The following is an 18,411-nucleotide window of genomic DNA, read 5'->3' on the forward strand; positions in this document are numbered from 1 at the left end:
TCTCACTTGCCATCCCTGACTTCGAGTACGTATCCCATGCCGCGCACGGTGTGAATAAGCTTGGGCTCGTAATTGTCGTCGACTTTGGAACGAAGCCGCCTGATGGACGAGTCGACCACATTCGTATCGCTATTAAAGTTCATGTCCCAAACCTGAGAGGCGATCGTCGCGCGTGGCAGAATTTCACCCTTACGGCGCATGAGCAACCACAGCAAAGCAAATTCTTTCGCCGTCAAGAGGATCGAGCTGCCCTGTCTTAAGGCCTTCCGTTTGGTCAAATCGAGTTCAAGATCGGCCACACGGATGGTGCTCGAATCACTCGGCTGACCTCGTCGGAGAATAACCTTGATGCGAGCGGTGAGCTCCACGAAATCAAACGGCTTCGAAAGATAATCGTCGGCGCCAAGCTCGAGTCCCTTGACCCGATCGCCCACATCGTCTCGCGCCGTCAGAAAAAGCACGGGGGTCTTCTTCGTGCGACGCAGGTTTTGCAACACTGACCATCCGTCCTGGCCGGGCAGCATCACGTCCAGGATCAGAAGGTCGTAGTCTTCCGTTTCAGCCTGATACTGGCCTGATAAGCCGTCCTCAACCCAATCGACGGTGTACCCGGCCTCGGAAAGCCCCCGTTTCAGATAGAGGCCCATCTTCGCCTCGTCTTCGACAATCAGAATTCGCATTACACGTTACCTCGGGAGTGACGCATGCGCCGCTGAAGCCAGCTTGGCGCGAGAAAGCCGAAGCGCTTTTCGAACACGGCGCGCATCGATGTCGAGTGGCTCACCCGATACAGCACCGGTAAAACCAGCAAGGTCAGAGCGGTGGACGACAGAATGCCACCGATCACTACGGTCGCTAGCGGCCGCTGAACTTCCGAGCCCGTGCCGGTTGCGAAGGCCATCGGCAGGAACCCGAGCGAGGCGACGAGCGCGGTCATCAGCACAGGCCTCAGGCGAGTCAGCGCACCTTCCCTGACCGCGACGTCGAGCTCCGCCCCGCCCTCTCGCAGGCTCCGGATGAACGATATCATCACGAGGCCGTTGAGCACCGCGACGCCCGACAAGGCGATAAAGCCGACCGCCGCCGTAATCGACAACGGAATGCCGCGCAGCCAAAGCGATACGACACCGCCACTCAGTGCGAAAGGAATGCCGGTGAACACCAGCAAACCGTCCTTCACGTTGTTAAACATCACGAACAGCAGCACAAACACCATGAACAGCGCCAGGGGTACCACGAGCTTCAGCCGCTCGCTTGCGCTCTGGAGTTGTTCGAACTGGCCACCCCACGACACCCAGTAGCCGGCCGGGATTTGTACATCCTGCTGGATCTGCTGGCGTGCATCGGCCACGAACGAGCCCACATCGCGCCCGCGCACGTTCGCGCTCACCACGACGCGCCGCTTTCCGTCTTCGCGGCTGATCTGGTTCGGTCCGGGTCCGACCTCGATTGTCGCGAGTTCTGCCAGCGGAACGTACGGCGCCTGCACGACCGGCCCGCTCGCGGGCGCCAACGCCGCCGCGGGAAGCGCAATCGGCAACCGCTTGATCGCCTCAATATCCGAGCGCAGCTCGTCGGGCAGACGCACGACGATGTCAAAGCGCCGGTCGCCCTGAAACAGCGTTCCCGCTTTCTGACCACCGACCGCTGCGGCGATCGCATCCTGAATATCGGCAACCGTGACGCCGTACCGGGCCAGCTTCTCCCGCTCGAGATTGATGGTCAGCACCGGCAGGCCTGTCGTCTGCTCGACCTTCACTTCGGACGCGCCCGACACCTTGTTCAGCGCCGCCGCGATCCTCTCGCCCGTACTGTTGAGCACCGACATATCGTCGCCAAAAATCTTGACGGCCACGTCGCTACGGACGCCGGAAATCAGCTCGTTAAAACGTAGCTGGATCGGTTGCGAAAACTCATACGCGTTACCCGGCAGTTCGGCGAGAACCGTCTCGATCTCCTTGATGAGATCGTCACGCGACTTGTCAGGATCTGGCCAATCCTTCGTCGGCTTCAGCATCACATAGCCATCGGACAGATTCGGCGGCATGGGATCGGCCGCGATTTCTGCCGTGCCGGTACGCGCGAACACCCGATCGATCTCGGGAAAGCGCTGCTTGAGCGTTTTCTCGATCGTTTTCTGCATGTCGAGCGACTGAGACAGACTTGTGCCGGGAATGCGCAGCGCGGCCACGGCGAGATCGCCCTCGTTGAGGCTTGGAATGAATTCGCTACCGAGTCGGGTCGCAAGTCCCATCGTCAGTGCAACGATGACCACAGCACCGCTCAGCACGCGCTTGGGTTGCGCCATGAACCGAGTCAGCACAGGCTCATAGGCGCGCCGCGCCCAGCCCATGATGCGGTTTTCTTTCTCTTCTACACGCTCGCCAATGAATAGAGCGACCGCCGCCGGAATGAACGTCACGGTCAGCACCATCGCCGCCGCCAGGGCCATGACGACCGTGACGGCCATCGGATGGAACATTTTGCCTTCCACGCCAGTGAGCGCGAAGATCGGCAGATACACCACCATGATGATGAGCTGCCCGAAGATGAGGGCCCGCCGCGCCTCCTGCGATGCGCCGAACACTTCGGCAAACCGTTCCTCGCGCGTCAGCGGTCTGCCAAGCAGAGTTTGTGCATGCGCGAGCCGCCGCACGCAGTTTTCGACGATCACCACCGCACCATCGACGATGATGCCAAAGTCGAGCGCTCCGAGACTCATGAGGTTCGCACTCACCTTCGCGTTCACCATACCGGTGAAGGTCATCAGCATCGACAGCGGAATGACGAGCGCCGTGATGATGGCCGCGCGGATGTTGCCCAGGAAGAGGAACAGAATGACGATGACCAGCACCGCACCTTCGAGAAGGTTCTTCTTGACCGTGTCCACGGCCTTCTCGACCAGATTGGTCCGGTCATACACAGGAATGGCGCGCACGCCCTTGGGCAGCGAACGATTGACGTCGTCCATCTTGAGCGCGACGGCTTTCGATACCGCGCGGCTGTTCTCTCCCATCAGCATGAAGACCGTGCCGAGCACCACTTCTTCACCATTGGACGTCGCAGCACCCGTACGCAGTTCACGCCCCGTGTCGACCTGCGCGATGTCCTTCACGCGAACGGGCACGCCCCCCACGTTCGTCAGTACGACATTCGCCAGATCTTCCGCCGAGCGCGCCTGACCCGGCACGCGTACCAGATACTGTTCGCCGCGTTTCTCGATATAGCCCGCGCCGACATTGTCGTTGTTGCGCTCGACCGCCCGCACGACGTCTGCCAGCGTCGAGCCATACGACATGAGCTTGGTCGGGTTCGGCGCGATGCGAAACTCCTTGACGTATCCGCCGATGGAATTCACCTCAGTCACGCCCGGCACATTACGAAGCTGAGGCTTCACGACCCAGTCCTGGAGCTCGCGCAGATCCGACGACGTGTAACGCGTCCCGTCAGGCTTACGCGCAGACGGATCCGCTTCTACGGTCCAGAGATAAATTTCGCCGAGTCCTGTCGAAGTCGGGCCCATTGCAGGCGTTGCACCGGGCGGCAACTTGTCCTTTGCTTCCTGAATCCGCTCGTTGACCAGCTGACGCGCGAAGTAAATGTCCGTGCCGTCCTTGAAGATGACCGTCACTTGCGACAAGCCATATCGCGAGATCGAGCGCGTTTCCTCCAGGTTCGGCAGACCCGCCATCGCTGTCTCGACGGGATAAGTGATGCGCTGCTCCGCCTCGAGGGGCGAATAGCCTGGAGCAGAGGTGTTGATCTGCACCTGAACGTTGGTGATGTCGGGCACGGCATCGATCGGCAGCTTCTGATAGCTGTACATGCCGAAGGCGGCCACTGCAGCGACCGCGAGCATGACAAGCCAGCGGTGCGCGATCGCGAAGCGAATCAATCGCTCAAACATGGAATGGTCCTCTGATGCAGCAGGAAGCGCGCGGCGCGAAGGGCCGCGTCGTTATGTAGCGGGTTGCGCTGTTCATTCTTCTTCGGCGCTACCTTTACCGAGCTCCGCCTTCAGCACGAAGCTGTTCGCCGCAACGTACTGCTGGCCAGGGTGCAGGCCCCGGACGACTTCGGTGACCCGTTCATCACGACGACCCGTTTCGACAGCCTGAGCGACGAATCCCTTGGACGACTGGACAAACACAGACGGCGCGCCATCGACGTCCTGAAGGGCGTCGCTCGCAACGGAGATCAGCACGTCCTGCTTGCCTGCGTCGACTGAGACATTGACGAACATGCCGGGCCGCCATGCGCCGTCGGGATTTGGCAGCACGACCCGTGCGGGTGCGGTGCGCGTCTGTTCACCCAACAATGCGCCGACATAGGCGATGGGCCCGCGCGAGGTCGATTCGAACGCTGCGGCGCTCACGGTGGCTTCCCGTCCCACGCGAACGTCGTTGAGCCGCTGTGCCGGCACCGCCATTTCTGCCCAAACGCTGGAAAGGTCCGAGATCACAAAGACATTGGCGTCCGCGGTGATGGCCTCGCCCGGTGTCGCATGCTTCTCGACCACGGTCCCTGAAAAAGGCGCACGCAACTCGTACTGATTCAGGCTAGCGGAGCCCGCAGGCGCATTGATCGCGGCGAGCTTCTGGCGAGCGTTCTGCGCCGCGATCTCCGCTTCGCGCAATTGCACCTGTGCTTGCAGGAAGTCCTGCTCGGCGGACACGCGTTCTTTCCACAACGTCTGCTCCCGATCGTATGTCGTGCGCGCGGCCGACAGACGCCGCTCGGCCGTCAACAGTTCGCTGCGAAGATCCGCCAGACCGGTGCTCGCGATCACGGCAAGCACCTGCCCCTTCTTTACGTTCTGCCCGATGGACACATCCACGCGTTCGACGATCCCGGCCACGCGAGGCACGACGTGAGCTGTGCGATCCTCGTTGAACTTGATCTCGCCGGGCAACTGAAACGAGGTTGCGATCTGCGCCGGACCGACCTTGGCCAGATCGATCTTGGAGGTCTTCAGTTGCTCCTCGGACAGCACCACCGTCCCATCGGTGCGGGAATATTCGAATGAGGCATTGCGACCGCCTCCTTTGACCTCGATGATCGCATCGAACACGTGCGGTTTCGCAATGGGCTCGGTGGACGTGTATTTCTGCGCGGAATGCCTAAACTGCAACGTTTCTTTCTGCCCGTCGTAACGGGTCACGGCTGCCGAGACCACCACTTCCCTCGACAGCGGCTTGCCATCGCTCGCGGGGTAAACGATGAGACGCGAGTCACCGGGCTTCTCGGCGAGCACGACTTCGAGCGTGAGCGGGCCATTTTTCAGGAGGACGCCGCCGTGCTGTCCGGCACTGGCATTCGCCTCGCCCTGTTGAGCCTCGGCGACCGGGGGCTCGAGCGCAGGCGCTTCCTTTTTTTGCGTCATCGCGTAGGCGGCAATGATGATGCCGATCCCACCGAGAGCGGTCATGAGGAAGTATGTTCTACGGCGCGGCATGGTGATTCCTTCAGGGTAAAGTGTTCTTCGACAGCGAGACGGCGGGAAGTGGCGTGCCAACCAGGCGCCCCACTTCGGCATACGCAAGGTGAGCGTCGGTGAGCGCCTGCACGTATTGCGATTGCGCTTGGAACAGCGTGCGCTGTGCATCGAGCACATCGAGGAAAGCAAACTTGCCGAGTTCAAATCCTCTCGACATGGCGTTCAATGCATCTTTGGAGGCCGGCAGCACGTCGTCCTTGAGCCTGCGAGCCGCCTGAACCGATGTTTCGTAGTTCGCATACGCGCGGGTCAACTCCAGTTGCAGCCGCAAGCGCTCGTTATCGAAATCGGCGCTGGCTTTCTCGGCTTTGTGAGCCGCCTCTAAAAGCGCACCTTTATTCGTGTCGAAGAGAGGCAGCGGAATCGATACGCCGATGACGGCCTGATTGTCGGGAATGCCACCGGTGATGACCCGCTTCATACCGGCGCTGACCGTGATATCTGGGATGCGCTTGGCTCGCTCAACGGAGATCGCAGCGTCTGAACGCAACATTTCGGCGCGGGCCACGCGCGAGCCTGGGCTATCGTTCAATTGACTGACGAGTACCGAGAGCGGCTCAAGACTCGGCACCGACTCAATATCGCCTCCGGCTGCGCTGCCCCGCACTTGCGCGTTGCCGGTGACGGATGCCAGACGCTCGCGAGCGGTCAAGACACGCGCAGTTGCATTCGTCACTTCGATCTGGACAGCACTCGCGGCAATGCGCGCCTTGGTGGCTTCGACCGGCGAAACCTTGCCTGCGCGCGCACGCTTCTCCGCAAGATCGGCAGAGCGGGCCGCGATGTCGCCGGATTCACGCGCGACCTGCTCTTGCCGCTGCGCGGCGAGCTCTTCGTAGAACGCGGAGATGACGTCTGCCCGCAATGCCGCGCCTCTGCCGTCGAGCGCGGCGAGCGCAACCTCTCGACCATAGGACGCCACGTCCAGCCGTGCCTGACGTTTGCCGCCGAGTTCGATAAGCTGGTTCACGGTCGCCGTGCTCGTGCGCTCCGTACCACCAAACCCTTCCTGCAGAAGCGACAATTCGGGGTTGGGCCTGGCGCCGGCCTGCATCAATGCGCCGGCCGATGCGTCCGAGTCCGCCCTCGCGCCTCGCAAGAGGGGGTTGCTCTGCGCGGCAAGCCCAAGCACGTCGATCAATGAAACTTGCGGCAGATCCGTTGGTGAAACGCTCGGAGACTGCGGCAAGCCGCCCTCATCCGCAATCGGCTGAACGGGAGACGCCTGTGTGTAGTTTGATGTTGTGACCGCCAGGAGAGCCATGACGGCAAGGGTTCGCGTGAGCATGTGCGACATTGAAGGATGGGGGTGATGCGATGCTACGGTTCTATCGCAGTGCCAAGATGAGATCAAAATGAAATTTTTGTCATCTTCGGGCAAGCCACTAACCGCACAATTTCTGACTCAGTACGCTGGGTCCTCGGCTTTATGCCGTTGCAAAAAAGCGTGCGTCCCGTGGGAGAACGGGCCGCAGCAATATCGAGTTTATTTAGAACAAAGCGGTCGCAAGCTGTTGCGACCAGCATCTCACTCAAGTCGAGTTACTGGCCGGCATTCGCTTCCGAGGTTGTGGGCTTCGCGATTTCTTCAGGATGTGCCCGCAGGTACGCGTCGCGGTTCTTCTTCTTTGATGCCGCCGTGGGCGGGTACTCGCTTCGCCTGAAGGGCAGTACGCCGTCTTTATAGGCTTGCTCGAGTTCTTGACGCGTTTGCTCCCGCGTTTTCCCCTCGTTCAATGGACCTTCGTGCGCTTGCGCCAAGCCGGCCATCAACAAGGCCGTTGCAACAACAACTTTCGATTTCATCGGTGAACTCCACACTGAGCCGCATATGGCTCAACTCAGTGTGGAGTGCCGACGGTGCGTCTCAATGACGCGAAGATGAGAAAATTGTCATCTTGCCCGCAGAATGGTCATCCCGTCTTGACCGTCGCTTCAATGACGAAGAAGACGATGAAACCGACAAAGAACGCTGTGGTTGCAAGCGCAGTTTCAGCCACCTCATGCGCTTCCACGAGCAACTCCTCGGTCACCAGATAAATGAGCGCAACGGTTCCCAGCCCGAGGAGTGCCGCGTAATAGACCGAGGGTAAGTTGGCAAGTGCGCCATGGGCCGCCACAGCCGATACCGAGAGCAGTGCAGAAAGCGCAATCGGGACGACGATTGCCCAAAGGCTACGCACCCCGGAAGCGCTCAGCGCTGCGCTGACAGATAGCGCCAGAAAAAGCACTTCGAGGGTAAGCGCGATGGTTAGGATCACGCCAGTTTCCTCTCCCGCCGCGAAGGCAATTCCCAGCACAAGTCCGTCGATGATCAGGTCGACCGCAGTCACGACCACGAGGCCGGTTGGAAGCGCGGAACCTTCAAGTCGTTCTTCCAGACGGTTGCAGACCGCCTTGATGCCCAGCATCAGTCCTAAGCCCAGTGCAAACCCGATAACGACCGGCCACAGGGCATGCTTGCGGTCTTCGGGAAGCAATTCGAGCGCCGCGGCGGCGAACACGATGCCCGCCGTGAAGTGCTGGATGACGCTGGTGGTGCGTGGGCTAGGCTTGCGCGCCGACGCGATCACAGCACCTGCGGCAGCGGCGAGCACAGGTGGCAGCGTGAGGAGTGCAAGTTTAGCAGCGGGTGTCACGTGGTCACCTGTGTGCCGCACTGGCTACAAAACTTCGCGCCCGGCGCCAACGGCTGATTGCACTTCGTGCAGGCTTGCGGCGTGAGCGAGCTCGCGCACTGGCTACAAAAGCGAGCGCCTTCGGCATTGGCCGCGCCACATTTTGGGCACGTCAGGCCCGGCTGCGCTGCGGGAGCAGCGCCGGGCGTCCTGCCCCACCCTTCATTGGAAGCGCGACTGCGTTCGTCGACATACCCACCATTGTTGCCGTGGTTGCTTCCGTGATGACCGCGTCTGTCGTCGTGCGATCCACCATGCGAGCTTCCGTGCCCACGATCGTGACCTCCACTGTTGTGGCCACCGTGATGACCTCCGAATATCCTTTCAAGCCAGTTCATGGGTCATCTCCCGTTTCGGTTGAAATCTCGATTTACTTGCGAAGTAGTCGCAGTCCATTCCCCACGACCAGCAGACTCGCTCCGACGTCCGCAAATACAGCCATCCACATGGTGCCCAAGCCGCCGATGGTCAGCGCGAGAAACACGGCCTTGATCCCCAGTGCTAGTGTGATGTTCTGAACTAGAATGCTGTGCGTCGCCCTCGAAAGCCGTATGAACGTCGGAATCTTGCGCAGATCGTCATCCATCAGCGCGACGTCGGCGGTCTCGATTGCGGTATCCGTTCCCATCGCGCCCATCGCGAAGCCGATATCAGCTTGTGCAAGCGCCGGTGCATCGTTGATGCCATCGCCGACCATCCCCACCATCGACCGACCGTCCGAGAGCGTCTTCACGACTTCGAGCTTGTCTTCCGGAAGCTGATTGCCTTCCGCGCGATCGATGCCGACCTGACTCGCAATGGCCGACGCCGTGTGAGGGTTGTCGCCAGTCAGCATCGCCGTTCGAACGCCCAGTGCGTGCAACTCGGATATGGCGGCCTTGCTGCTGTCCTTCACGGTATCAGCTACCGCGAAGAGTCCGAGAACGCGAGTCTCGTCGATCAGCATCACGACCGTCTTGCCCTCCCGCTCGAGTACATCCAGTCGGGATTCGAGCTCGACCGAACAGCGACCGAGCTCCTCGACGAGCCGGTGATTGCCCAACGAGTAGCGCTGCCCATTCACGACGCCTGCGACGCCCCGGCCCGGAATCGCCTCGAACGCATCGACGCTCAGTCGAGCGACGCCGTTTGCATCACCCGCTTGCGCGATTGCCAATGAGACGGGGTGATCTGAGCGCCCCGCGAGACTCGCCGCGATGGAGCGAACCATCATGCTGTCTTGATCGACCGCGCGAAGTTCGAATTCGGTCTGAACGGGATTGCCGTGCGTGATCGTGCCGGTCTTGTCGAGCGCCAGCCAGGCAAGTTTGCGGCCCAGTTCGAGATAGGTGCCGCCCTTCACCAGAATCCCGTGGCGCGCCGCGGCGGCGAGGCCGCTGACGATCGTGACCGGCGTGGAAATGACCAACGCGCACGGGCAGGCGATCACGAGCAGCACGAGGGCCTTGTAGATCCAGTCGAACCACGCGCCCGCGAAGAACAGCGGCGGAACGACGGCAACGCCGATGGCCAACACGAAAACGATCGGCGTGTAGACGCGCGCAAACTGATCGACGAAGCGTTGTGTCGGCGCCTTGGCGCCTTGCGCCTCCTCGACCGCATGAATGATTCGTGCAAGCGTCGTGTTGTTGGCCGCCGCCGTCACCCGGTATTCGAACGAGCCAGCCTCGTTGATCGTGCCAGCGAAGACGGCGTCGCCCTGCGCCTTGTCGACCGGCAAGCTCTCGCCGGTGATCGGCGCCTGATTCACCGTCGAGCGGCCGCTCACAATTTCTCCGTCGAGTCCGATTCGCTCGCCGGGCTTCACACGCACCACGGCCCCAATGGTGACCTGCGCGGCCTCGATCTCCGCCCATGATCCATCCGCCTGTTTGACGGTCGCCTTGTCGGGAGCAAGGCGCATCAGACCTTGAATCGCATTGCGCGCGCGGTCCAGCGATTTCGCCTCGATGAGTTCCGCAATGGTGAAAAGGACCATCACCATCGCGGCCTCGGGCCACTGCCCGAGCAGCAGCGCGCCCGTCACGGCAATGCTCATCAGCGCGTTGATGTTGAGATTGCGGTTCCGAATGGCAATCCAGCCTTTCTTATAGGTTCCGAGACCGGAGCAAGCGACGGCCAGGAGCGCAAGGGCCGCTACGACCCAGACCGGCGCGCCCGCCCAACTGGCAGCCTCCGAGCCAACCGCGGCCGCACCGGCCACCGCAAGAGGCCACCAGGGCTTGCGCACCTCGGATGCGGCAGGCGAGGCACCTGGATCGCCTGCTGCGCCCGCGACCTCGGGCTTAAAGCCGAGCGTGCCGAGTGCCTTGACGATGGCGTCGAGCCCGTCCGGCCGGTGCACCACCGTCAACACGCGTTGCATCAAATTGAACTGAAGCTCAGCCACCTCGGGCATGCCGCCCAGCTTCTTGCGGATGAGCGCTTCTTCGGTCGGGCAATCCATTTGCAGGATGCGCATCTGGGTGCGGATCGAGCCGCCCACGGCAACCGCTCCGGCAAGGGCCTGGAAGGAGGTTGGCGCAGTGCCGCAGCACGAGTCGCCATGGTCGTGCGCCTCATGGGAATGTTCGCCGCCGTTGGCGTGAGCATGTGCGTGGGGATGATCGCCACCTTGGGAATGATCGTGGTCGTGGTGATCGTCCGCGCCGTGGTCGCGGTTCCCATGTGCGTGCTCGTGCTTTTGCGTCCCGCTTGACGCTTGCAAGTCAAGGGGTAGCTGCGCAGGTCCGCTGCAGCAAACCGCCTCGCCACAACCCGCTATGGGATCGTTCCCCGGTTCCCGCTTCGACTTGTCAGCGAGCGCTTGAGCGGTCGTCTTGTCTTCGCCGTGTGCCATGCTCGTATCCTTATTCTGCTGTATGCTCGCAGTACACACCTTGAAGTTGCTTCAAGGTCAAGGATTTTTTTTGAGAAGGGACGCCAAAGATGAGGATCGGGGAATTAGCGAAACTGGCGAACTGCACGACTGAGACGATTCGCTTTTACGAGAAAGAGGCGCTCCTCCCTCCGCCCGAGCGAAACGGCGCGAACTATCGTAGTTACACCGCAAGCCACGTCGATCGGCTTCGTTTCATCCGGAATTGTCGCGCGCTCGATATGACGCACGACGAAGTGCGGGCGCTGCTGGTTGCCTCCGACGACCCGTCCGGCGGTTGCGAAAACGTGAACGCGCTCGTGGATGAGCACATTGCGCACGTCGACGAACGGATTGCTGAACTCACGCATCTGCGTCAGCAATTGACGGCGTTGAGGCAGCGATGCGGCGGAGGGGCAGTCGTCGAGAACTGCGGCATTGTTCAAGGCTTGACATCGATGGACACGATCTCGCCGAAGCCCCGCACGACCCACTTGGGATAGAAACTTCGGGCATCCGCGTTCGTTTCAACGCTCAGTCTGGACGTCCTCCGCCCGCGAACTCCTCTCTGCACAAAGGCATTGCACGCTGGGGTTCCGGCCCAGGGACTTGGTACCTGCATCGCGTGTGGCCGCTGTTTCATTGCTCCGTCCGGCCACCTCGTGCCTCCTGCGCCCGCATATTGCTGAAATCGAGTCTTCGACGAGAAGGTACCCTTAGTCCGGAAACGAATTGCTAGGCTGCCCGCGACGCAAAAAGATAAACGCAAGCGCCTAAAGGGAGACAGGAAGCCTCTGATTTTAAATAGTATTTATTTGGGGGCACAAGGGAAACCCTTGTCAGATCGTGCTCGACCTAACCCGATTTTGGCGCCGAAATCAAGGCGACCCCGTAAACGGGCTTTTGTGTTAGCCTAGAGAAAAGGTTTAAAGCAGAAGAGGTGATCATGTCGATGTTAAAAAACGCGGCGGCTAAAATCCTCGAATTAGTTAAGCGCATTCCGCTCGATAATGAGGATGAAGACGGTGATTATGTCGCTGGGTCCGGTGTCGGACCGAGCGGGTTCAATCACGTCAATCCAAATGGATTTGGGCAAGGCGCGCGCGGCCCGAATAACGATTGGGGCGCACGACCCGGCCCCGGTTTTTGAAGTTTGTTAAGTGGTAGCAAGAGGGCGAGTTTCGCATGCGAAATTCGCCCTTTGCGTTTCTAGGCTGCCTCTCACCAGTCGAACGCCCCATGTGCGGACTCTGAAGGGACCTTCATGTCCGTCGCCTTCCTGATGGCATTGCGCACGGTCGAGGCCTTCAGCTTGTAGATGTCCGCAATCGCTTCCACCGACATGCCTGAGTCAAATAGCCGCACCCAAGCCTGAGTCCGTTGCTCCTGAAGGTCTTGAGCGGTCAGTCCCATCGCCTTGCGGAAACCCGCCTCGATCGCCTTCTGACCGCGCTTCTTCGCTTCCGTGTAAGAGAAATCGCGCTTCCGGTACAGGCTATTCAGCACGGACTCAGGCTTTACCTGGTACATGGAAGCCACGAGGTCAACGCTCATCCCTGCCTCAAGCAACCGTATCCATGTGTCGTACCGCGCTTCGACCACCTGTTGTGAGCTGACGCCGATGGATTTCCGGTAGTTGAACACCTGCATGTGTTTAACGCCGATGGCTTCGGCTATCTGGGTGTCGGCGACTCCCCTGCTGAGACCCTTAGTAATAAGTTTTTTCTGTTCGTCCGTCAGCATAGGTCTTCAACTTTTTTCGCCACTCTCCGGTGACAGGTCGTGCAGCACATTACAGTTTCATAACTCAAGTTGTCTCGACTCACGCGCGCAAGACCCTACCAGCGCACTTTACAACGCTGGTTTGAAATAAGAAATGGTCGAACGAAAGCGGCCTGCAAGCAAAGGTTTGCGGGGAACCAGCAAAAACGAAGCCCGCAACGCAGAGCCCGGAATCTTAACCGGACAATTATGACGGTAGCTTTGAAAACTGTTAAGAAATGTAATGTGGTAAGCGCGTATTTTCGCCCGCGCGTCTCCTTCGCGGGCGACAGATTCTGGTTCGGGCCCGCCATCAGCGAGCCATCGAGATGATGCCGTTGACCAGCTGGCTGAAGAGCTGCGCGTCCCCGTTGGTGAATTCCGGCGTGACGATGTAAGTTCCGGCAACGGAGACGGCCGGCGTATTTGTCACCTGCAGGTCCTTCTGCAGCGTCAGGAGCGCGGCCAGGTCAGTCCTGAGGGCGGCTTCGTGCTGCTTGACCAGCAGCGGTACGGAAACTGGTACGTGAGCCGCCTTCCCGATGCGGTCAATTCCGGCCCAATTCACGGTCGAGATACCGAGGTCTTGTGCTCCAATAAACGACGCCTCCATAAAATTATGGACGTACGACGGATAATATTTCTCGACGGCTAAAAAGCTTAATGCGAAGGCGAGCCCATCTCCTTTATTTACCAAAGGCGTGAATTCAAACGTTTTGGGTTTCGGCATCGTTGCTTCGAGATTTTTAAAAAACTGAAAGTAGTTTCTTGAAAACTGGCAACTCGGAGAAAAGAATACGCGGACCGTCTCCTCGTCGCCCGCAACCGGTTTTACCTGCAAATAGGGTTTGAGCTGTTCCATCCCCGCTGGAACCTGCGCGTGCCCACAGCATGCAAACGTCGCCGCGGCCGCCGCCACAATGAGTGATGCGATGCCTTTCATGCCGCCTCCTGTTCGATGACCTTGTTCAGCGCGCCAAGCGTGGCAGTCTCGATGTGTTGTTCGATCGTGGTTTTGCTGCCGCTGTCGGCGTCCAGGTGATAGGCATCGATCGCATCAGCGACCTGTACAAAATCCAGACCGTGCTGACGCGCCAGTCGAACCCGCAGGCTCGGGTGCATACGGGCGTCGGTATTGCCTTCGAGACGTTGCATGCATTCGTGCAAAGTCGACAGGTGCGCCTGCACCGCCCGTACTCCTCCGGTCGCAAGCGGCTCGAAATGGTCCTGGTCGCACGCCGCACGATAGATGGCTGACGTATCCATCCGGTCAGCCCGGATAACCTGCTTGATTTCAGGTGTTGTGACAACCGCCTCGAGTACGGCCACCTTGCCGACGACCCGCTCAGGTACGACCTCTGAGATATCGTCGCCGTACGGGATGCCGTTCGCATCGAGCCATTGCTGCTCATCGCGCGTCAGCCGGCGTTTCACCACCGGTCCCTCGTATTTGGTCAGGAGACGTTGCGCGACCACGAGTTTGAGATTCTGCGCGAGCCGGAATGCGTCCCGGCCCTTGTCCAGCGTGAGATCGAGCGCCCGGGAGAAGGTTTCAGCACTGTCGTTGGTGTGCAGCGTCGCGAGAACAATGTGACCTGTCTGCGAGGCCTGAAGTGCGATTTCCATCGTCTCCGCGTCGCGAATTTCGCCGATCAGGATGACGTCTGGGCCCGACCGAAGCATCGAGCGCAAGGCGCGCGGGAAGGTGATGTTTCCACCGATCTGCCGCTGTTTGATCGGGCCTATGCCGCGCAGTGCGATCTCAACCGGGTCTTCCGCGGTATCAATCGCTCGCGTGCCGTCGTTCAGCACCGCTAGCATGGCGTTTAGCAGTGTGGTCTTTCCCGAGCCTGTCGGCCCGGTCACCAGGATGAGGCCACTCGGTTCGTTCAATGCACGCAGGATGATGCGGTACAGCGTGTAGGAAAGACCCAGCTCCTCCAGTTTCGGCGCGCGCTGAGAATCGAGCAGGCGGCTGATGAAAGCGAAGCCGTTGTATGTCCTCGTGTACTCGACCCGGATGTCCACCCGATAGGATGGATCGTCCTCGAACGGTTTTAGCCCATGCCGCGACGCGAAAGCAGACGGCAGCACGATGTCAAAACGCGTTGAAGCGATCTCTGGCGTCGTGGCCCCCTGCGACGTGCCAGTGAGCTGGAACATTTTGGTTTCCCAATGCCGCGCTTCCTTGCCTCGGGGTTCGAACTTGAAGTTCACCATGCCGCCTGGCAGTCTCACGTGCACATGAACCGTCGGCGAGTCCCGGTGCCCTCGCCCTTCAATGTGGACGTCTTCGGCCTTACTGATAATCGCCCACACGAAAAGATTGCGAATGGCGAGTTCGATGGGCGCCTGCTCACTGCTGCCCTCGCGGATCATCATGACGCTCCGGCGTTCTTCCTCAGTCAGGTCGTCCAATCCGTCGACTTCAGGTATCTCTTCCAGCAGCATCCCGTTTCTAATTTGCATCGCTCGTTACCCCGTTGAGGTCTCTGCGCTGGACCATCTGTTGCGTACCCGCCGAGTCGCAGATTTAAATTTGAGTCCGCACGATAACTGATTATAATTAAGGTAACCTGCCCTCTCAATAGAACGATGCAGAACAAAGTTACGACCACACGGGGATGTCTCTCATTGTTTTCTGCTGCCTGTCTGGCCGCGCTGTTGCCTGGCTATTCGGCTGCTCAGATGCAGCCAACGACGCCTGAGAGCGTCAAGGGCTTCGCCGAGTCAACATTCAATTCGCCCGTCTTCAGCCAGCTCCAGTCGAACTTCCAGCGTCAAAACAGATCCGTGATCGACAGCGTGAATGACGCCGCGGTCGCACAGGCAAAAGCAATGCTGCCCAAGGCGAAGGTCCTGGGTGAGCGACTGAAATATGGAAACCACGCGGTCGTTAGCAACGACGGCGAGACGATGATCGCGTGGATGATCCAACTGACGAGCGCGTCGCCGGCGGAGCGCACGGATCTGCTTGGCAAGCTCGCGGCGTTGGCGGATCAGAACATCCCCGAAGCGTTGACGTTCGAGGGCTTCGCTGCTGAATATGGCCTGTTCGGGAATCCACAGAATGTCTCTCGCGCGCTACAGCTATATCAGGCAGCGGCCGCCCGCAATTATCAGCCAGCGATCTATAACCTCGCTGTCGCGTCGGCCTATGGAAAACTCGGGTCCCGCGCAGATTTCAATAACGCGCTTGGCTATATCGCGCGCGCCTCGTCCATCAGCCCGGACGCTTCCTATCGTGTGTGCGGGTTTGGTGCATTCCTCAGCTATCGGGTTGGCGATCGCGCGCAGGCGGCTCGTTACGCACAGTCATGCTGGTCCAGTCTGGCCGGCATTCCAAAGGCACTCTACGACGACCGCGTAACCCTGCCACAACGCGTGACCCTTCTACGCGAATCGATCGTCGCAGGCATTGACGACGGCTATCCCCTGCTCGCAAAAGTGACGCATGACGCGGGAGCCGATCCCCAATACCTTGCCTGCAAGTACATGCTGGTCGATCGCTACCGTCACAATCTCGATGGCAATACCCTGCGCGACGACGCGATCAGTTGCTACCGCCAGACCGGCAATATTGCGGCAGACCCTAAAGAGGCCCTGATCCGCTACAACACCGTAGTGCCTGGAATCGTCGGCTTTGTCCCTACCGAGATCCGCTCACTGGAAAAGGAGCGCGCATCCAACCATTTCCACTATGCGTGGAGCGTTCCTTACCTCCCCTTCCGGCAACAGGACGTTGACCAGTTCGCCCCATTTGTCAGCCATACAAGGCAATAAGGAAAAGAACCCATGAGGCTGTCACTCCCGGCTTGGTCCCTATGCGCGTTCGTGGTGATGATTTCCACCTTGGCTCGTGCAGACGAAGGACCGTCAAGCGTATTTACGCAGGCGCTTTCGAACGGCTCGGCCAGCGCGCCCCTGTCCGACGACGGCAACTTTGGCAAAGCCGTCGTCGCCATCAAGAAGCGAACCGGCGACAGCGGCCCCGTCGTTGTTTACGCGCAGCGCATTACCCGCTTCACGCAACAGCCGCTTTGTGGACGTGTCGGGTTCATCATCGGGCAGCCGAGCGCGAAAGTGATGTACTCCGATATGTCGGGGCAGTTCAACATCTGTGAAGACGGCGAGCCGCCTTTGCGCATGTGCAAGGGGCACCCCGACAAACTCGTCCCCTACAACAGCGTGTGCGCCGATGCGTCCACGCCAGTTGACACACCTGAAGTCGCTGCCGCGATTCAAGGTGCCGTCGCCGCTGGCGGCATGACCCCGGAACAGGCCGCCAAAGCGGTTAGAAGCGCCACGCCCGACGCACCCGCAGCAAAGGGGAGCCGTCAATGAAGCGCGTTATCGCCGTCCTCCTTCTCGCCTGCGGCGTTACGGCTGCTTATGCGCAAAGTGCCTCAGACGTGGCGAATGGCACAGCCTTCGCGAACTCGATCAAGCCGACTTCTCCTTCGCAGATCGTCAATCCGACCGGGGTAAGTTCGAGCACTTGGGGCAACCAGACTGGCGTATCTTCGTCGGTCCCAACAGGCCTCGGTGGCTTTTCGAATCCAAACACTGCATCGGATTCGTTGAACGCTGCGAAGAATTCAAATCTGACGGCGTTCGGACGCCAGGCTGAGTCGTACTGCGCCAGCTATACCCCCGGAAGTGACCCGTACCAGAACCAGTACTGTGCCGCCGTCAATTTCCTGAATGAACAGTGCATGACGCCGACCGGGAACCAGAAGTCAGTGCTTGGCGCGACTTCGACTCAGTTTGGCTCGTCCGCCAACTGCGCGGGCACCTACGGCGCTGGTCAAGGACAGTACAACTACGGCAATGAAGTGACGTCGTCGGACCCGATCTTTCAGGTGATAGGCAACCTGGGAAACACAGCCACGGACACGCTCACGCAAACGTGTACCTCTGACACCGTCGTTACCCAGCCCGCGCAATATGCGTACAACACCTGCACGGTGTCGACCGACGAAGAAGAAAACGCCTGCTCGCAGTATCTGAGCGCGAAGATCGTCAACACGATCAATCAGGCCATTTCAACCGAAAGCTGTCCGGGAGGCGGGAGTCTCGTCAATGGCGCTTGTCAAAACCAGTACACCTATGCGCCGACCATCACCTGTCCGGCCGGGTACATTCAGTCAGGCGCTAATCAATGTGTCCAGACCAACACGCTTGCGGCCTCGATGACCTGCCCGAGTGATACGACGCCCATGACGATCTCGGGCAACAACACGTGCATGAAGCAGTTCTCAGACGTGACCGCTTACCCTCCGACTTATGAGGGGATGGATCTCGTGACCTGTTACGCGGGGACGTGCTGGTTCCTCCCGCTCAAATCATGTCCGAGCGGATACTCGTGGGATGGCGCCCAGTGTATCCAGACCATCACCGTGGGCGCTCAGTACAACTGTCCGAGCGGCGGCTCGGTGCAGGGCCAGTCATGCGTATCGGTCACGCAAACGGCACCCACGATCACGTATAGCTGCCCATCTGGCCAGTCGCTCACTGGAACCAACTGCGTCAAGCAGACGGTTACCACGACGTGGACGGATACATGTGGCGTCTACGAACAGAGCGCCGGTTCGTCGCTCGCCACACCTACGAATTGA

Annotated in this window: 17 protein-coding genes; 6 read left to right on the forward strand and 11 right to left on the reverse strand. The window is 59.9% G+C overall.

Features of this window, described 5'->3' with window-relative positions; all coding sequences use genetic code 11:
• Positions 1-2: 2 nt before the first annotated feature.
• The 8 genes from irlR to BG60_RS21755 all read right to left on the reverse strand — a co-directional run bounded on the left by irlR (position 3) and on the right by BG60_RS21755 (position 10,660).
• The gene (gene irlR / locus BG60_RS21720; protein WP_033537012.1) at positions 3-680 is read right to left on the reverse strand and encodes a heavy metal response regulator transcription factor IrlR; all 678 of its coding nucleotides are present in this window, start codon (positions 678-680) and stop codon (positions 3-5) included.
• Positions 680-3,907, reverse strand: coding sequence for an efflux RND transporter permease subunit (locus BG60_RS21725; protein ID WP_033537013.1), 3,228 nt, complete (start codon positions 3,905-3,907; stop codon positions 680-682). The genes irlR and BG60_RS21725 overlap by 1 nt, the downstream gene beginning before the upstream one ends.
• Positions 3,908-3,979: 72 nt before the next feature.
• Entirely contained in the window at positions 3,980-5,455 is a 1,476-nt protein-coding gene (locus tag BG60_RS21730; RefSeq protein ID WP_033537014.1) for an efflux RND transporter periplasmic adaptor subunit, read from the reverse strand.
• A gap of 10 nt (positions 5,456-5,465) precedes the next feature.
• Positions 5,466-6,785 (reverse strand): TolC family protein, encoded by a 1,320-nt coding sequence (locus tag BG60_RS21735; RefSeq protein WP_033537035.1) that lies wholly within the window; start codon positions 6,783-6,785, stop codon positions 5,466-5,468.
• Between the two features lie 254 nt (positions 6,786-7,039).
• Positions 7,040-7,303: a DUF4148 domain-containing protein gene (locus BG60_RS21740; RefSeq protein WP_033537015.1), complete on the reverse strand. Its 264-nt coding sequence runs from the start codon at positions 7,301-7,303 to the stop codon at positions 7,040-7,042.
• A 107-nt stretch (positions 7,304-7,410) separates the two neighbouring features.
• A complete protein-coding gene (locus tag BG60_RS21745; protein WP_033537016.1) occupies positions 7,411-8,136 on the reverse strand; it encodes a ZIP family metal transporter in 726 nt (241 codons plus the stop codon).
• Positions 8,133-8,513 (reverse strand): zinc-ribbon domain-containing protein, encoded by a 381-nt coding sequence (locus tag BG60_RS37075; protein WP_075583538.1) that lies wholly within the window; start codon positions 8,511-8,513, stop codon positions 8,133-8,135. The genes BG60_RS21745 and BG60_RS37075 overlap by 4 nt, the downstream gene beginning before the upstream one ends.
• A 32-nt stretch (positions 8,514-8,545) precedes the next feature.
• Positions 8,546-10,660, reverse strand: a complete 2,115-nt coding sequence (locus BG60_RS21755) for a heavy metal translocating P-type ATPase (RefSeq protein WP_458026131.1) — start codon at positions 10,658-10,660, stop codon at positions 8,546-8,548.
• A 60-nt stretch (positions 10,661-10,720) separates the two neighbouring features.
• Between BG60_RS21755 and BG60_RS39650 the strand changes: the two genes are divergently transcribed.
• From BG60_RS39650 to BG60_RS38295, 3 genes are all read left to right on the forward strand, one after another.
• Positions 10,721-10,873 (forward strand): hypothetical protein, encoded by a 153-nt coding sequence (locus BG60_RS39650; RefSeq protein ID WP_235366324.1) that lies wholly within the window; start codon positions 10,721-10,723, stop codon positions 10,871-10,873.
• Positions 10,874-11,103: 230 nt separating this feature from the next.
• Positions 11,104-11,535 carry a Cd(II)/Pb(II)-responsive transcriptional regulator gene (gene cadR, locus BG60_RS21765; RefSeq protein WP_033537018.1) on the forward strand — a complete coding sequence of 144 codons (432 nt, stop codon included), beginning with the start codon at positions 11,104-11,106 and terminating at the stop codon, positions 11,533-11,535.
• Positions 11,536-11,978: 443 nt separating this feature from the next.
• On the forward strand, positions 11,979-12,182 hold the full coding sequence (locus BG60_RS38295; protein ID WP_144403809.1) for a hypothetical protein: 204 nt from the start codon (positions 11,979-11,981) through the stop codon (positions 12,180-12,182).
• Between the two features lie 71 nt (positions 12,183-12,253).
• Here BG60_RS38295 and BG60_RS21770 read toward each other — a convergent pair whose 3' ends face one another.
• The 3 genes from BG60_RS21770 to BG60_RS21780 form a co-directional block, all read right to left on the reverse strand.
• Positions 12,254-12,775 (reverse strand): hypothetical protein, encoded by a 522-nt coding sequence (locus BG60_RS21770; RefSeq protein ID WP_033537019.1) that lies wholly within the window; start codon positions 12,773-12,775, stop codon positions 12,254-12,256.
• 331 nt (positions 12,776-13,106) lie between these two features.
• Entirely contained in the window at positions 13,107-13,736 is a 630-nt protein-coding gene (locus tag BG60_RS39655; protein ID WP_033537020.1) for a thioredoxin domain-containing protein, read from the reverse strand.
• Positions 13,733-15,244, reverse strand: a complete 1,512-nt coding sequence (locus BG60_RS21780; protein WP_233392127.1) for a GspE/PulE family protein — start codon at positions 15,242-15,244, stop codon at positions 13,733-13,735. Before BG60_RS21780 ends, BG60_RS39655 begins: the two co-directional genes overlap by 4 nt.
• 144 nt (positions 15,245-15,388) lie before the next feature.
• On the opposite strand from BG60_RS21780, the gene BG60_RS21785 reads away from it, so the two are divergent.
• From BG60_RS21785 to BG60_RS21795, 3 genes are read left to right on the forward strand one after another with little or no spacing between them, the layout of a single operon-like run.
• On the forward strand, positions 15,389-16,576 hold the full coding sequence (locus BG60_RS21785; protein ID WP_233392129.1) for a hypothetical protein: 1,188 nt from the start codon (positions 15,389-15,391) through the stop codon (positions 16,574-16,576).
• 12 nt (positions 16,577-16,588) lie between these two features.
• Positions 16,589-17,137 carry a hypothetical protein gene (locus BG60_RS21790; RefSeq protein ID WP_029672559.1) on the forward strand — a complete coding sequence of 183 codons (549 nt, stop codon included), beginning with the start codon at positions 16,589-16,591 and terminating at the stop codon, positions 17,135-17,137.
• Entirely contained in the window at positions 17,134-18,411 is a 1,278-nt protein-coding gene (locus tag BG60_RS21795; protein ID WP_033537021.1) for a hypothetical protein, read from the forward strand. The genes BG60_RS21790 and BG60_RS21795 overlap by 4 nt, the downstream gene beginning before the upstream one ends.

Origin of the sequence: Caballeronia zhejiangensis (assembly GCF_000698575.1) — a bacterium.
Lineage (GTDB): Bacteria > Pseudomonadota > Gammaproteobacteria > Burkholderiales > Burkholderiaceae > Caballeronia > Caballeronia zhejiangensis.

Coding starts and splice junctions, on each gene's coding strand:
- irlR (WP_033537012.1), bottom strand. CDS start 680: ATGCGAATTCTGATTGTCGAAGACGAGGCGAAGATGGGCCTCTATCTG.
- BG60_RS21725 (WP_033537013.1), bottom strand. CDS start 3,907: ATGTTTGAGCGATTGATTCGCTTCGCGATCGCGCACCGCTGGCTTGTC.
- BG60_RS21730 (WP_033537014.1), bottom strand. CDS start 5,455: ATGCCGCGCCGTAGAACATACTTCCTCATGACCGCTCTCGGTGGGATC.
- BG60_RS21735 (WP_033537035.1), bottom strand. CDS start 6,785: ATGCTCACGCGAACCCTTGCCGTCATGGCTCTCCTGGCGGTCACAACA.
- BG60_RS21740 (WP_033537015.1), bottom strand. CDS start 7,303: ATGAAATCGAAAGTTGTTGTTGCAACGGCCTTGTTGATGGCCGGCTTG.
- BG60_RS37075 (WP_075583538.1), bottom strand. CDS start 8,513: ATGAACTGGCTTGAAAGGATATTCGGAGGTCATCACGGTGGCCACAAC.
- BG60_RS39650 (WP_235366324.1), top strand. CDS start 10,721: ATGGTCGTGCGCCTCATGGGAATGTTCGCCGCCGTTGGCGTGAGCATG.
- cadR (WP_033537018.1), top strand. CDS start 11,104: ATGAGGATCGGGGAATTAGCGAAACTGGCGAACTGCACGACTGAGACG.
- BG60_RS38295 (WP_144403809.1), top strand. CDS start 11,979: ATGTCGATGTTAAAAAACGCGGCGGCTAAAATCCTCGAATTAGTTAAG.
- BG60_RS21770 (WP_033537019.1), bottom strand. CDS start 12,775: ATGCTGACGGACGAACAGAAAAAACTTATTACTAAGGGTCTCAGCAGG.
- BG60_RS39655 (WP_033537020.1), bottom strand. CDS start 13,736: ATGAAAGGCATCGCATCACTCATTGTGGCGGCGGCCGCGGCGACGTTT.
- BG60_RS21780 (WP_233392127.1), bottom strand. CDS start 15,244: ATGCTGCTGGAAGAGATACCTGAAGTCGACGGATTGGACGACCTGACT.
- BG60_RS21785 (WP_233392129.1), top strand. CDS start 15,389: ATGCAGAACAAAGTTACGACCACACGGGGATGTCTCTCATTGTTTTCT.
- BG60_RS21790 (WP_029672559.1), top strand. CDS start 16,589: ATGAGGCTGTCACTCCCGGCTTGGTCCCTATGCGCGTTCGTGGTGATG.
- BG60_RS21795 (WP_033537021.1), top strand. CDS start 17,134: ATGAAGCGCGTTATCGCCGTCCTCCTTCTCGCCTGCGGCGTTACGGCT.